Origin of the sequence: Modestobacter sp. VKM Ac-2977, assembly GCF_026968045.1 — a bacterium.
In the GTDB taxonomy this organism is placed as follows: domain Bacteria; phylum Actinomycetota; class Actinomycetes; order Mycobacteriales; family Geodermatophilaceae; genus Modestobacter.
The window spans coordinates 433,342-446,162 of the sequence record NZ_JAPVBQ010000003.1; the positions used below are offsets into that span (position 1 = coordinate 433,342).

General features: G+C 74.8%; 12 protein-coding genes. 7 read left to right on the forward strand and 5 right to left on the reverse strand.

The genetic code is table 11. The annotated features are described in order from the left end of the window. Nucleotides 1-21 precede the first annotated feature (21 nt). Nucleotides 22-1,344 (forward strand): multidrug effflux MFS transporter, encoded by a 1,323-nt coding sequence (locus tag O2V63_RS14845; RefSeq protein WP_269168329.1) that lies wholly within the window; start codon nucleotides 22-24, stop codon nucleotides 1,342-1,344. Between the two features lie 13 nt (nucleotides 1,345-1,357). On the opposite strand, the gene O2V63_RS14850 is transcribed toward O2V63_RS14845, so the two are convergent. Continuing rightward, nucleotides 1,358-2,122 carry a hypothetical protein gene (locus tag O2V63_RS14850; RefSeq protein ID WP_269168330.1) on the reverse strand — a complete coding sequence of 255 codons (765 nt, stop codon included), beginning with the start codon at nucleotides 2,120-2,122 and terminating at the stop codon, nucleotides 1,358-1,360. Between the two features lie 123 nt (nucleotides 2,123-2,245). On the opposite strand from O2V63_RS14850, the gene O2V63_RS14855 reads away from it, so the two are divergent. From O2V63_RS14855 to O2V63_RS14875, 5 genes are all read left to right on the forward strand, one after another. Beyond that, complete coding sequence (locus tag O2V63_RS14855) at nucleotides 2,246-3,466, forward strand: MFS transporter (protein WP_269168331.1); 1,221 nt, start codon at nucleotides 2,246-2,248, stop codon at nucleotides 3,464-3,466. A 148-nt stretch (nucleotides 3,467-3,614) separates the two neighbouring features. After that, on the forward strand, nucleotides 3,615-4,169 hold the full coding sequence (locus O2V63_RS14860) for a (2Fe-2S)-binding protein (RefSeq protein WP_269168332.1): 555 nt from the start codon (nucleotides 3,615-3,617) through the stop codon (nucleotides 4,167-4,169). Continuing rightward, on the forward strand, nucleotides 4,166-6,646 hold the full coding sequence (locus O2V63_RS14865; protein WP_269168333.1) for a xanthine dehydrogenase family protein molybdopterin-binding subunit: 2,481 nt from the start codon (nucleotides 4,166-4,168) through the stop codon (nucleotides 6,644-6,646). The genes O2V63_RS14860 and O2V63_RS14865 overlap by 4 nt, the downstream gene beginning before the upstream one ends. Further along, the gene (locus O2V63_RS14870; RefSeq protein ID WP_269168334.1) at nucleotides 6,643-7,500 is read left to right on the forward strand and encodes an FAD binding domain-containing protein; all 858 of its coding nucleotides are present in this window, start codon (nucleotides 6,643-6,645) and stop codon (nucleotides 7,498-7,500) included. Before O2V63_RS14865 ends, O2V63_RS14870 begins: the two co-directional genes overlap by 4 nt. A 165-nt stretch (nucleotides 7,501-7,665) precedes the next feature. Continuing rightward, the gene (locus O2V63_RS14875) at nucleotides 7,666-8,889 is read left to right on the forward strand and encodes an SRPBCC domain-containing protein (RefSeq protein WP_269168335.1); all 1,224 of its coding nucleotides are present in this window, start codon (nucleotides 7,666-7,668) and stop codon (nucleotides 8,887-8,889) included. A 34-nt stretch (nucleotides 8,890-8,923) separates the two neighbouring features. On the opposite strand, the gene O2V63_RS14880 is transcribed toward O2V63_RS14875, so the two are convergent. The 3 genes from O2V63_RS14880 to O2V63_RS14890 are packed head-to-tail and all read right to left on the reverse strand — an operon-like array spanning nucleotide 8,924 to nucleotide 10,889. After that, nucleotides 8,924-9,541, reverse strand: coding sequence for an alpha/beta hydrolase family protein (locus O2V63_RS14880; RefSeq protein ID WP_269168336.1), 618 nt, complete (start codon nucleotides 9,539-9,541; stop codon nucleotides 8,924-8,926). Beyond that, entirely contained in the window at nucleotides 9,538-10,215 is a 678-nt protein-coding gene (locus O2V63_RS14885) for an HAD family hydrolase (RefSeq protein WP_269168337.1), read from the reverse strand. Before O2V63_RS14885 ends, O2V63_RS14880 begins: the two co-directional genes overlap by 4 nt. Beyond that, a complete protein-coding gene (locus O2V63_RS14890; protein ID WP_269168338.1) occupies nucleotides 10,212-10,889 on the reverse strand; it encodes a DedA family protein in 678 nt (225 codons plus the stop codon). Before O2V63_RS14890 ends, O2V63_RS14885 begins: the two co-directional genes overlap by 4 nt. Nucleotides 10,890-10,960: 71 nt before the next feature. Between O2V63_RS14890 and O2V63_RS14895 the strand changes: the two genes are divergently transcribed. Then, nucleotides 10,961-12,253 carry an amidohydrolase family protein gene (locus O2V63_RS14895; RefSeq protein ID WP_269168339.1) on the forward strand — a complete coding sequence of 431 codons (1,293 nt, stop codon included), beginning with the start codon at nucleotides 10,961-10,963 and terminating at the stop codon, nucleotides 12,251-12,253. Nucleotides 12,254-12,267: 14 nt separating this feature from the next. On the opposite strand, the gene O2V63_RS14900 is transcribed toward O2V63_RS14895, so the two are convergent. Continuing rightward, nucleotides 12,268-12,735, reverse strand: a complete 468-nt coding sequence (locus O2V63_RS14900) for a hypothetical protein (protein ID WP_269168340.1) — start codon at nucleotides 12,733-12,735, stop codon at nucleotides 12,268-12,270. Nucleotides 12,736-12,821: the final 86 nt, after the last annotated feature.

The following is a 12,821-nucleotide window of genomic DNA, read 5'->3' on the forward strand; positions in this document are numbered from 1 at the left end:
AGCACCGACCAGGGGGACCCGATGACCGCCACAGAGCGCTCCGTACGACCCGACCCAGCTGCGCCGGCCCAGGCCGAGAGCACCGCTCCGGTCGACGTCTCCGGGCTGCCCGACCCGCAGGTGGAGAAGCCGAAGACCGCGCGCCTCGCGCTGACCCTGGGCGCCTTCGTCGCGCTCGGGCCGCTGACCATCGACATGTACCTGCCGGCCCTGCCGACGATCGCCACCGACCTGGAGACGACGTCCGCGGCGGTGCAGCTCACGCTCACCGGCACCCTGATCGGCCTCGCGCTGGGCCAGCTCGTGCTCGGCCCGCTGTCCGACCGGTTCGGCCGGCGCCGCCCGCTGCTGGCCGGCACCGCGGTGCACGTGGTCGCGTCGCTGCTGGTGCTGCTCGCGCCGAACATCGCCGTCCTGGGTGCCCTGCGGGTGCTGCAGGGCATGGGCACCGCGGCCGGTGCGGTGATCGCGATCGCCGTCGTCCGCGACCTCTTCGTCGGCCGTGCGGCGGCGACGATGCTCTCCCGGCTGTTCCTGGTGCTGGGGGCCGCGCCGGTGCTGGCGCCCACGATCGGCGGGGAGGTGCTCCGCTTCACCTCCTGGCGCGGGGTCTTCCTGATCCTCGCGCTCTACGGCGTGGCGCTGCTGGCCATCGGCTTCTTCCTGATCCGGGAGACCCTGCCGCCCGAGCGGCGCAGCACCGAGGGGGTCGGCGGCACCCTGCGCGGCTACCGGTCGCTGTTCGGTGACCGCACCTACGTCGGCCTGGTGCTGGTCGCCGGCCTGACCATGGCGGGCCTGTTCGCCTACGTCTCCGGCTCCTCCTTCGTCTACCAGCGCCAGTTCGGCCTGGACGAGCAGGAGTTCGGGCTGCTCTTCGGCGCCGGCGCGTTCTGGCTGATCGCCGCCACCCAGCTCAACCCGCTGCTGCTGCGCTGGTTCTCCCCCGCGCAGGTGCTGGTCGCCGGCACCATCGGGGGCGCGCTCTCCGGGCTGACCCTCACGGTGCTCGCGGCCACCGAGACCGGCGGGTTGTTCGCGGTCGCGATCCCGCTGTGGGCGGTGCTGTTCGCCTGCGGGCTGGCGCTGCCCAACGCCCCGGCGCTCGCCCTCTCCCGGCACGGCGAGGCGGCGGGCACCGCAGCCGCGCTGCTCGGCGCCGTGCAGTTCGGCGTGGGCGCTGCGGTCTCCCCGCTGGTCGGCCTGCTGGGCAACGACGCGGTGGCGATGGGTGCGGTGATCGTGGGGTCGCTGTCGCTGGCGATCGTCGTCCTGGTGGTCGTCGTCCGGCCGTGGCAGCTCGAGGAGCCCGACCCCGAGGTGGCTGCGGTCGCTGCGCACTGAGCGGCGACCCCGGTCAGCCGATGACGACGGCGCCGGTCGTGCCCACCTGGACCAGCCGGGTCACCCCGGTGCTGGCGCTGGTCACCTGCTCCTCGAACCAGAAGACGTAGGGCTCGCCGGGGGCGAGCCCGTCGACCGTGACGGTCATCGGCTGGCAGCCCTCGACCTGGTCGACGGCCCGCACCTCCGGCGGGGGCTGCTGCCCACCGACGAGCCGCTGGCTGACCGCCTGGACCCGGTACCCGACCACCTCGGGCCGGTTGTCCGACATCCAGTCCAGCGTCGCCGACCCCGGCCCGGGGACGACGCCGGGGACGATCCGGCGCGGCGTGGTGCCCGCGCCACCGCAGCCGTCGGGCCGCAGTTTGTACACGGGCGACCGGCCGACCGACGCGTTGGGCATGATCGAGATCCGTCCGGGGCGCGGCGGCTGGGGGACGACCAGGCCGCCGCCACTGGCGGCCACCTCGGCGCGCGAGCGGGTCTCGGCGCGGGCGGCGGCGACGTCGGCCAGGGTGTCCACGCCCTGCGCCTCCGCGAGCACGGGCACCTCCGCCGACACGGGGGCCGGGACGGCGGCGGGCACCTGGACCACCGGTGCGTCCGTGGCGGTCAGGTCGACCAGCACGGGGGTGAGCTGCGGGGCGAGCACGACCGCGCCGACGGTCACCGCCAGCAGCGGGACCAGCCAGCGGGTGTGGTCCCGGCGCCGCCGGACGGGGGCGCGCCGCCGGGCCACGGGGCGGCTGCCCGCGGTGCGTCGTCTCTGCTCGGCCATGACAGCTCCCTCCCGGTGCTCAGGTGAGCATCGGCACGGAGGGGCCCCGGCTCGCGCCGAACCACCCGAACGGGTCGCGACGACGAGGGGAATGGTGGCGGCGAGCAACGTCTTGGGCCAGCTGTGAGCGCAGCCCCCGCCGTCTCGACGACGTCGGCCCCCACCGCACCCTCCACCCGCACCGCGGTGCTGGCGATCGTCGCCCTCGCGCTCGGTGGGTTCGCCATCGGCACCACCGAGTTCGTGACCATGGGGCTGCTCCCCGACATCGCCCGCGGGGTGGACGCGACGATCCCCGAGGCCGGGCACGTGATCTCCGCCTACGCCCTCGGGGTCGTCGTCGGTGCCCCGGTGATCGCGGCGCTGGGTGCCCGGCTGCCGCGCCGGCGCCTGGCGATGGGGCTGATGGTGGCCTTCGTCGCCGGCAACGCGCTCAGCGCGCTGGCCCCCGGCTACGGCTCCCTGGTGCTCTCCCGCTTCGTGGCCGGCCTCCCGCACGGTGCCTACTTCGGCGTCGCCTCGCTGATCGCCGCCTCCCTGGTGCCTGCGCACCTGCGCGGCCGCGCGGTCAGCTCGGTGATGATCGGGCTGGCGGCCGCCAACGTCGCCGGGGTGCCCGCCGCCACCTGGCTGGGCCAGCAGCTGGGCTGGCGCTCGGCCTACTGGGCGGTCGTGGTCATCGGCGCGGTCACGCTGCTGGCCGTGCTCACCGTCGTCCCGTCGGTGCCCGGGCGGTCGGAGGCGACGATCCGCACCGAGCTGGGCGCCCTGCGCCGGCCCCAGGTGATCCTGACCCTGCTGGTCGCCACCGTCGGCTTCGGCGGCATGTTCGCGATGTACAGCTACATCGCGCCGATCGTCACCGACGTGGCCGGCCGGTCGGCCGGGTTCGTGCCGGTCGTGCTGTTCGCCTTCGGCGTCGGCGGCCTGCTGGGGACCGTGCTGGGCGGGCGGCTCGCCGACCGGGCGCTGTTCCGGTCGCTGGTGGGGGCGACGGTCGCCACCGGCGTGCTGCTCGGGGTGATGGCGGTGGCCGCCGGCAACGCGGTGGCGCTCGTCGTCACGGTGTTCACGATCGCCGCGGCCGCCTCCACGATGGTCGTGCTCCTGCAGCTGCGGCTGATGGAGGTCGCCGGTGAGGCGCAGATGCTCGGTGCCGCGCTGAACCACTCGGCGCTCAACGCGGCCAACGCCCTGGGCGCCTGGCTCGGTGGTCTGGTCATCGCCGCCGGCCTGGGTTACCGGGCGCCGAGCGTGGTCGGCGCCGGGCTCGCCGTCCTCGGCCTGGGCTTCCTGGCCGCCTCGGCCGTGCTGCGGCGCCGGGAGCTGCGCGCCGCCGCCTGACCCCGCGCCCGCCCGCAGGCCGGTCCGCCCGCGGCCCGCCGTCCCGAGCAGCCAACTCGGTCTGGCGCGTGAGTGTGTCCGTTGACACACTCACGCCGAGGCCGGGTGCTCTCGGCCACGAACGGCCCTGCAACGGAGCGGAGGACTCGTGACCCAGATCAACGTGCGGGTCGACGGGGCGTCCTACACGGACGACGTCGAGCCACGGACCCTGTTGGTCCACTACCTGAGGGAACAGCTCGGCAAGGTCGGCACCGTCGTCGGCTGTGACACCAGCAACTGCGGCGCCTGCACCGTGCACCTGGACGGCCAGGCGGTGAAGTCCTGCACGGTGTTCGCGGTGCAGGCCGACGGCTGCCAGGTCACCACGATCGAGGGGGTGGCCAGCGGCGAGGGCGAGAGCGCGACCCTGCACCCCGTGCAGCGGGCCTTCCACGAGATGCACGGCCTCCAGTGCGGCTTCTGCACGCCGGGGATGATCATGGCCTCGATCGACCTGCTGAAGGAGAACCCCGACCCCAGCGACGAGGAGGTCCGGGAGGGCATCGAGGGCAACCTCTGCCGCTGCACCGGCTACCAGAACATCGTCCGCGCGGTCCGCCAGGCGGCGGCGGAGATGTCGGGCAAGGCCGCCGACGACCCGCAGGCCGAGCCGGCCGCCGTCGACACGGCCGCCGCCGACCACGTGACGGCCCAGGCATGACCGCCGTCGAGGACCCGGCCTCCGCGGTCGACCTGCCGCCGGCGAAGGAGGTCGGACAGGCGCGTCGCCGCAAGGAGGACGCCCGGCTGATCACCGGCAAGACCACCTGGACCGACAACATGGTGCTGCCCGGGATGCTGCACCTGGCGGTGCTGCGCAGCCCGGTCGCCCACGGGCGGATCACCCACCTGGACGTCAGCGCGGCGAAGGAGCGGCCGAACGTCGTCGCCGTCTACACCGGCGCCGACCTCGCCGAGGAGCAGGGCTCGCTGCCGTGCGCCTGGCCGGTCACCCCCGACATGGTCAACCCGGGACACCCCTCGATCGCCGTCGAGCAGGTCAACCACGTGGGCGAGGCGGTCGCGATCGTCGTGGCCCGCAGCCGCACCGCCGCCGCCGACGCCCTCGAGGCGATCGACGTCGACTACGAGCCGCTGCCGGTCGTGCTGGACATGGAGCAGGCCGTGCAGGAGGGCTCGCCCCTGGTGCACGACTCCACCAGCTCGAACACCAGCTACCACTTCGTCTTCGACGCCGGCGAGGCCGGCACCGGCAGTGACACCGACCAGGCGTTCGCCGACGCCGAGGTCACGGTCAGCCGCCGGTTCGTCCAGCAGCGGCTGATCCCGGCGTTCATGGAGCCCCGCTCGGTCGTCGTCCAGCCCTCCGGCGACAACTACACGATGTGGTCGGCCACCCAGATCCCGCACATCCTGCGGGTGATGGCCGCGATGGTCACCGGCATCCCGGAGCACAAGCTGCGGGTGATCGCCCCCGACGTCGGAGGCGGGTTCGGCGGGAAGCTGCAGGTCAACCCGGAGGAGATCCTCTGCCTGCTCATCGCGCGGCGGCTGGGCAAGCCGATCAAGTGGACCGAGACCCGCGGTGAGTCGCTGATGACCGCCCACCACGGCCGCGACCAGGTGCAGTTCATCGACGTCGCCGCCGACCGCGACGGCACGGTCAAGGGCCTGCGGGTGCGGCTGCTGGCCGACATGGGTGCCTACCTGCGGCTGATCACCCCTGGCGTCCCGGCGCTGGGCGCGTTCATGTTCCCGGGCATCTACAAGTTCCCGGCCTACCGGTTCGAGTGCGACGGCGTCTTCACCAACAAGGTGCCCACCGACGCCTATCGCGGCGCCGGCCGGCCCGAGGCGACGTTCGCGATCGAGCGGATCATGGACGAGCTCGCCGTCGAGCTGGGGATGGACCCGCTGGAGGTGCGCCGCAAGAACTGGATCAACGCCGAGGAGTTCCCGTTCACCACGGTCGCCGGGCTGGAGTACGACTCCGGCGACTACCACCAGGCCACCGAGCAGGCGCTCGAACTGCTCGGCTACGACGAGCTGCGGGCCGAGCAGCAGCGCCGCCGGGAGTCGAACGACCCGGTGCAGCTGGGCATCGGCTTCTCCACCTTCACCGAGATGTGCGGGCTGGCCCCCTCGCGGGTGCTCGGCTCGCTCGCCTTCGGCGCGGGTGGCTGGGAGCAGGCGTCGATCCGGATGCTGCCCACCGGCAAGGTCGAGGTGGTCACCGGTTCCACGCCGCACGGCCAGGGGCACGAGACGGCGTGGAGCCAGATCGTCGCCGACCAGCTCGGCGTGCCGTTCGAGGACGTCGAGGTGCTGCACGGCGACACCGCGATCTCCTCCCGCGGCCTGGACACCTACGGTTCCCGGTCGCTCGTCGTCGGGGGCACCGCGGTCGTGAAGGCCGCGGAGAAGGTGGTGGAGAAGGCCCGGGTGATCGCCGCCCACCTGCTGGAGGCCAACGCCGACGACCTCGAGTTCACCGGCGGGAAGTTCTCCGTGCGGGGGACGCCGGGCGCCGGGGTCGGCATCCAGGAGGTCGCCCTGGCGATCTTCGCCGCGCACGACTACCCGGAGGGCATCGAGCCCTCCATCGACGCCGAGGCCACCTTCGACCCGGAGAACTTCTCCTTCCCGCACGGCACGCACATCTGCGCGATGGAGATCGACACCGAGACCGGGTTCGCCAAGATCCGGAAGTACGCCTGCGTCGACGACGTCGGCACGATCGTCAACCCGCTCATCGTCGAGGGCCAGGTGCACGGTGGCCTGGCCCAGGGGATCGCCCAGGCGATGTACGAGGAGGCGATCTACGACGCCGAGGGCAACCTGACCACCGGCAGCTTCGTCGACTACCTGGTGCCGGCGGCCTCGGACCTGCCGCACTTCGACACCGGCAACACCGTGCACGCCGCGACCAGCAACCCCCTGGGAGCCAAGGGCGTGGGAGAGGCCGGCTGCATCGCCAGCACCCCGGCGGTGGTCAACGCCGCGCTCGACGCCGTCCGGCACCTGGGCGTCACCGACATCCGGATGCCGCTCACCCCGGAACGGGTGTGGCGGGCGCTCCACGGCGGTGGGGACGGCGGCGACCGGGCCGCTCAGGGCAGCAACGCCTACGGCGGTGCCCGCACGACCGAGTCCGGCTACCAGGAGGCAGAGCAGTGATACCCGCACCGTTCGCGTACGCCCGCCCGACGACGGTCGAGGAGGCCCTGCAGGCGATCGCCGAGGGCGGTGAGGACGTCAAGGTCCTGGCCGGCGGGCAGTCGCTGATCCCCGTCATGCGGCTGCGGCTCGCCGCGCCCGAGCTGCTCGTCGACCTCACCCGGGTCGAGGAGCTGCGTGGTGTGCGGGAGGACGGCGACACGCTGGTCATCGGGGCGATGACCACGCACGCCGACGTCCTCGCCGACCCGCTGCTGGCCCAGTACGGCCAGCTCATCGTGCAGGCCACCGAGACGGTCGCCGACCGGCAGGTGCGCCGCCGCGGCACGTTCGGTGGCGCGCTGGCGCACGCCGACCCGGCCGGGGACCTCCCGGCGGTCGCGCTGGCCCTGGACGCGGAGTTCGTGCTCGTCGGGCCGGGCGGGCGGCGCACCGTGTCCGCCGCGGAGTTCTTCGTCGACTACCTCACCACCGCGCTCGAGGAGGGGGAGCTGCTGGTCGAGATCCGGGTGCCCAAGCTCGGCGAGGGCTGGGGGGTCCGGTACGAGAAGTTCAACCGGGTGGCCCAGGCCTGGTCGATCGTGGCGGTGGCCGCGGCCGTCCGGCGGCAGGGGGGCCGGATCGCGGAGGCCCGGATCGGGCTGACCAACATGGGGCCGACTCCGCTGCGGGCCTCGGCCACCGAGGCGGCGCTGGTCGGGGTGGACGTCAGCATGGAGACGGTGACGGCGGCAGCGGCCCAGGCCGCTGAGGGCACCAGCCCCAGCAACGACCTGAACGCCCAGGCCGACTACCGGCAGCACCTCGCCCAGGTGCTGACCCGGCGGGCGCTGGCGGCCGCGGCAGGCCTCTAGAGCGTGGTACCGGACCGGTCCGTCACATCCGTGGCGGAACCGGTCCGGCGGCGCCGGCGGGGGCGCGGTAGCGTCGCCGTCTCGCCTCGATCACCGCACGACCCGGACGGGCTGTCGCCGACTCGTCGCCTCCCGCCCGGGCTGCCCACTCCCGGAGGTCCTGCAGTGCAGCTGGAGAACGCGTTCACCGTGCCGGTGCCGATCGACGAAGCCTGGCGGGTGCTGCTGGACATCGAGCGCATCGCCCCCTGCATGCCCGGGGCCGCCCTGGACTCGGTGACCGGTGACGACTTCACCGGCCGGGTCAAGGTGAAGCTCGGGCCGATCGCCCTCACCTACCAGGGCAAGGCGTCGTTCGTGGAGAAGGACGAGGCCGCCCACCGTGCGGTCATCGACGCCCGCGGCAAGGACCAGCGCGGCAACGGCACCGCGGCCGCCGTCATCACCGCGACGCTCGCGGCCGAGGGCGACACCACCCGCGTCGACGTCCTGACCGACCTGAACATCACCGGCCGGCCCGCCCAGTTCGGCCGCGGCGTCATGACCGACGTCGGCAACAAACTGCTCGGCCAGTTCGCCGACAAGCTCTCCGCCCAGCTGGCCAGCGGCGACGCCGAGGGTGACGCCTCTCGGGCCGCAGCGGCCGTGGGCACGCAGGAGCCGACCGTGGCGGGTAAGGCCACCGCCGCTGCCGCCAAGGCCGCTGCGACCACCGCCGGCGTGGTAGAGGAGGCTGCGGCGAGCGTCGAGGGCGCTGCCGGTGACACCCCGGCGGCCGGCGCCGCGAAGAAGGCCGGTGCCGCGGCGAAGAAGACCGCGGCTGCGGCGGCGGACAGGGCAGCTGGCGCGGAGGAGGCGGCGGCTCAGGCGAAGGCGGCCAAGAAGGCCGCTCCCCCCAAGAGCACCCCGGCCACGAGCACCCCGGCCAAGGCCGCGGTCCCGGATCCGCTGGCCCCGCCGGCGAAGAGCACGCCGGCCGCCACCGGCACCGCCCCTGCGGCCGGCGACACGGCCCCGGCCGCCGGCGACACTGCCCCGGCGGCCGGCGACGCGGCACCGTTCTCCGGAACCGGGACGGTCGAGGACCAGGCGGCCGACGTCGAGCCGGCCTCGACGACGGCGGCCGACGCGCCGGCCGGTGGCCCGCGCAAGGCGCCGAGCAAGCCGCCGACCGGCACCACCGCCCCGCCGAACCGCCCGGCTGGTGGTGGCCCGGTGCGCAGCACCCCCAGCACGCCGCGGCGGCCGGTGGCTCCGGCCGAGCCGGAGCCGATCGACCTGCTCGAGGTGGCCGGCGGCGCGGCGCTGACCCGCTACGCCGCCCCGGCGGCCGGGGTCACCGTGCTGGCGCTGCTGGTCGCCCTGCTGGTGCGCCGCCGCCGGCGCTGACGGATCGGCCCGCTCCGGCGCGCTCGGGGCGGGCTCAGTGGCGGCGCAGCCAGTCCGCGACGGCGGCGGCCACGCCGGCGGGGTCCTTCTTCAGCCCGTGGTCGCCCGGCACCGCCGCGACCGCCCCGGGGTGACCGGCGAGCGCGGCGACCACCTCATCGGGGCGACCGAACGCATCGGTGGCGCCCTGCACGACCAGCAGCGGGACGTCAACCTGCTGCAGCTCGGGAGCGCGGGTCTTCTCCGGCTTGCCCGGCGGGTGCAGCGGGAAAGCCAGGGCCAGCACCCCGGCGGCTCCCTGGGCGGCCGCCGTCCGGCAGGCCACCCGGGCCCCGGCGCTGCGGCCACCCAGCACGAGCGGTCCGGTCAGCAGTCCGTCGGTGCGCAGCGCGTCGAGCACGGCCGTCCAGCCCTCGTCCAGCCGGGCCGGGGCGGGGGCGATCCGCTTGCCGGCCACCACCCACGGCTGGTCGATCCGCAGCACCCGCCAGCCGGCGGCGCAGGCGGCGGTGGAGACGGCGAGCAGGTCGGCGGAGTCCGACCCGGCGCCGGCGCCGTGACCCAGGGCGAGGGTGCCGTGCGCGTCGCCGGCAGGCTCGGCACGGTGTACGCGGGCCGGGCCGAGGGGGGTGGGGACCTCCGCGGCGGTCACGCCGGGGGCAGCGCCAGCAGCGCGTCGACGACCTCGACGAGCGAGCTGCCCTGCACGTGCGGCGGCTCGTACACCGCGGCGTAGGCCGACTCGGCGCGGGAGCACCACCCGCCGGTGAGGCCGGCGCGCTGGGCGCCGTGCACGTCCCAGGAGTGGACGGCGACCAGCGCCAGCTCCTGCGGTGCCACGTCGCACACCCCGGCTGCCCAGAGGTAGGCCGCCCGGTCGGGCTTCCAGACGCCGATCGACTCGGTGGTCAGCGTGCGCTCCACCAGCGGGGTCACCCCGCCCCGGGACAGGCCGGCCTCAGCGACGCCCGGCGACCCCTGGCTGAGGGTGATCGCGCGCACCCCGGCCTCGGTCAGCCGGCGCAGGGCGGGCTCGACGTCGGGGTGCGGGCTGAGCTCGCCGAAGGCGTCGGCCACCGCGGTCCGCTGCTCCGCCGACAGCGCGGTGAGCTGCGCCAGGGCGGCCTCGAAGGCGTCGCGGAAGCGGCACCAGGTGCCGGCGGTGGCGGCGGCGAACCCCAGCGCCAGGGTGCGGCTGAACACGGTCGGCAGCAGGTGTCCCGGTTCGCCGTTCTCGATCAGCGTGGCCTGCACCGGGGCGAGGTCCAGCAGCGTCTCGTTGACGTCGAAGGCGACGACGCTCGGCCGGGTGCGCGGGGTGGTCACGCCTGGTCCCGCTCGTCGACGGGCAGGTCGGCGCCGGCGGTGGGCGGGCGGCGGAGCCGCCCGGTCGCCTTCTTGTAGACGAACCAGGCCACCGCGGCGACCGCCACGACCACCACCACGTAGTCCAGGTACTGGAGGTTGGCCTGCACGAAGTCGCCCGCGGCGACGCCCAGGCCGATGAGCAGGCTGTTCCAGAGCAGGCTGCCGGCGGCGGTGAACAGCAGGAACTGCGGCATCGGCATCTTCACGACGCCGGCCGGGACCGAGACGAAGCTGCGCACGATGGGCACCATCCGGCCGAAGAAGACCGCGGCGCGACCGTGCCGGGCGAACCACTCGAACGTCCGGTCGACGTCGGCGGTCTCGACGAGCGGCAGCCGGTCGAGGAAGGCGTGCGACCGGCGGGGGCCGAACAGCCGGCCGACCCAGTAGAGGACGACCGCCCCGAGCACCGAGCCGACGGTGGCCCACAGGATGACCGGGACGAGTGACATCCGGCCGTCGTTGATCAGCACCCCTGCCGCGCCGAGCACGACCTCGCTGGGGATCGGCGGGATGACCGTCTCGATGAGGATCGTCAGGCCGACGCCCACCGCCCCCAGCCGGTCGATGAGGTCGAGCAGGAAGCCGGTGATCCCGCCTTCGTCGGATGCAGCGGCGGCGAGGACGGACATGGCCCCACGGTATCGGCGGTCGCTGTGTGCCGTCCTGCTGCCGGGTCGGGCCGGTCGTAGGGTCTGTCCCCATGGTGCACCGCTTCACCGCCCGCGCCGTCGTGGTCGGGGACCGCGCCGGCACCGTCGTCCCCGACGCCGTGCTGGACGTCGAGGACGGCCTGACCAGCTGGGTCGGCCCGGCCGCCGAGGCGCCGCCGGCCGGGGACGCCGAGGTCACCGCGCTGCCCGGGGTGCTCACCCCCGGCATGGTCAACACCCACTCGCACGCGCCGATGGTGCTGTTCCGCGGCCAGGGCGAGGGGTTGCCGCTGGACCGCTGGCTGAACGAGGTGATGTGGCCCCGGGAGGCCCGGCTCACCCCCGAGGACGTCGAGGTGGCGATGACCGCGGCATCGGCGGAGATGCTGCGGCACGGCGTGACCACCAGCGTGGAGATGTACTTCCACCCCGAGCGGATGGCCGCCGCGGTGCGGCGCACCGGTGCCCGTGGGGTGATCACCCACCCGCTGATCGGCCTGCCCGGCTTCGGCACGTTCGACGAGCAGCTGGCCCGCGCCTCCGCCTCCGCCGGCACCGGCGACGACCAGGTCGAGTGGGGCATCGGCCCGCACTCGGCCTACACCGTGCCGCTGCCGGTGCTCGCCCAGGCCGCCGAGGTGGCGCGCGAGCACGGTCTGCTGCTGACCACCCACGTCGCCGAGACCACGACCGAGGGCGCCGGGCTGCTGGCGGAGCACGGCCTGAGCGTGCCGCAGCTGCTCGCCGCGCACGACGTGCTCGGCGGCCGGGTGCTCGGCGCGCACTGCGTGCACATGGACGACGGCGACCTGGAGCTGTGGCGCGAGTACGACGTGGCCGTGGCCCACTGTCCGGGCAGCAACACCAAGCTGGCCAGCGGCACCGCCCGGCTGCGGGACATGCTCGACCTCGGCATCCGGGTCGGCATGGGCACCGACGGGCCGGCGTCCAACGACAACCTCGACCTCTTCGAGGACCTCCGGCTGGCCGCCCAGCTGGCCCGGCTGCGCGAGCGGGACGCCACCGCGCTCACCGCCCCGGAGGCGTTCTGGCTGGCCACCGGCGGAGCGGCCGCGGCGATCGGCCGCGAGGACCTCGGCCAGCTGACCGTCGGCCGGCGGGCGGACCTGGTGCACGTCGACACCGACGACATCGCCTTCGTGCCGGTCGGCGAGGTCACCGACCTGCTGACCCACCTGGTCTGGTCAGTGGGCTCCCGGCACGTGCGCGACACCTGGGTCGCCGGGCGGCAGGTCGTCCGCGACGGGGTGTCCACGACGGTCGACGAGGCCGAGCTGCGGGCCGACGTGCAGACCCGGGCGATGCGGCTCGCCGGCCGCTGAGGCCGGCCGCGGGATCAGCCCCGCGTCTGGTCGTCGGTCCACGCGTAGAGCTGGTCGTCCAGCACCACGGTGACCCAGCCGTCGCACAGCTGGGCAGTGCCGCCGAGGTCGGGCCACCGGCCTCCGCCGTCGAAGGGCATGCCGACCTGGTCCAGCGGGGTGCAGTCCGTCGGCAGCGTCGTCCCGGCGGCCAGCGTCATGTGCACGCGGACGCTGCCGCCGTCGTCGCCTGCGGCCTCCCCCGGCCGGACGACCGTCACGTCAGAGCCGACGCCGCGGGTCCAGTCCGGCACGTCCCCGCGGGGGGCGGCCTCGGCGGTGTCGTGGTCGGACGTCGCGGTGTGGCCCTGCAGCTCGGCGAGCACGGCGCCGGGGCCGTCCACCCCGGACGGCATGGTGACCGCCAGCGCGGCGGACCCCGCCCCGACCACGCCGACGATCGCCGTCACGGCGCCGAGCAGGACCTTCTTCGTGCTGACCACCGGGGGTGCCTCCACTCGTCCGCGCCACCGGTCGGTGGCGGTACGAGCATCGGGCCGGGCGTCGTCAGCGGGCGTCGCCCGCCGGG

Coding starts and splice junctions, on each gene's coding strand:
- O2V63_RS14845 (WP_269168329.1), top strand. CDS start 22: ATGACCGCCACAGAGCGCTCCGTACGACCCGACCCAGCTGCGCCGGCC.
- O2V63_RS14850 (WP_269168330.1), bottom strand. CDS start 2,122: ATGGCCGAGCAGAGACGACGCACCGCGGGCAGCCGCCCCGTGGCCCGG.
- O2V63_RS14865 (WP_269168333.1), top strand. CDS start 4,166: ATGACCGCCGTCGAGGACCCGGCCTCCGCGGTCGACCTGCCGCCGGCG.
- O2V63_RS14890 (WP_269168338.1), bottom strand. CDS start 10,889: ATGTCCGTCCTCGCCGCCGCTGCATCCGACGAAGGCGGGATCACCGGC.
- O2V63_RS14895 (WP_269168339.1), top strand. CDS start 10,961: ATGGTGCACCGCTTCACCGCCCGCGCCGTCGTGGTCGGGGACCGCGCC.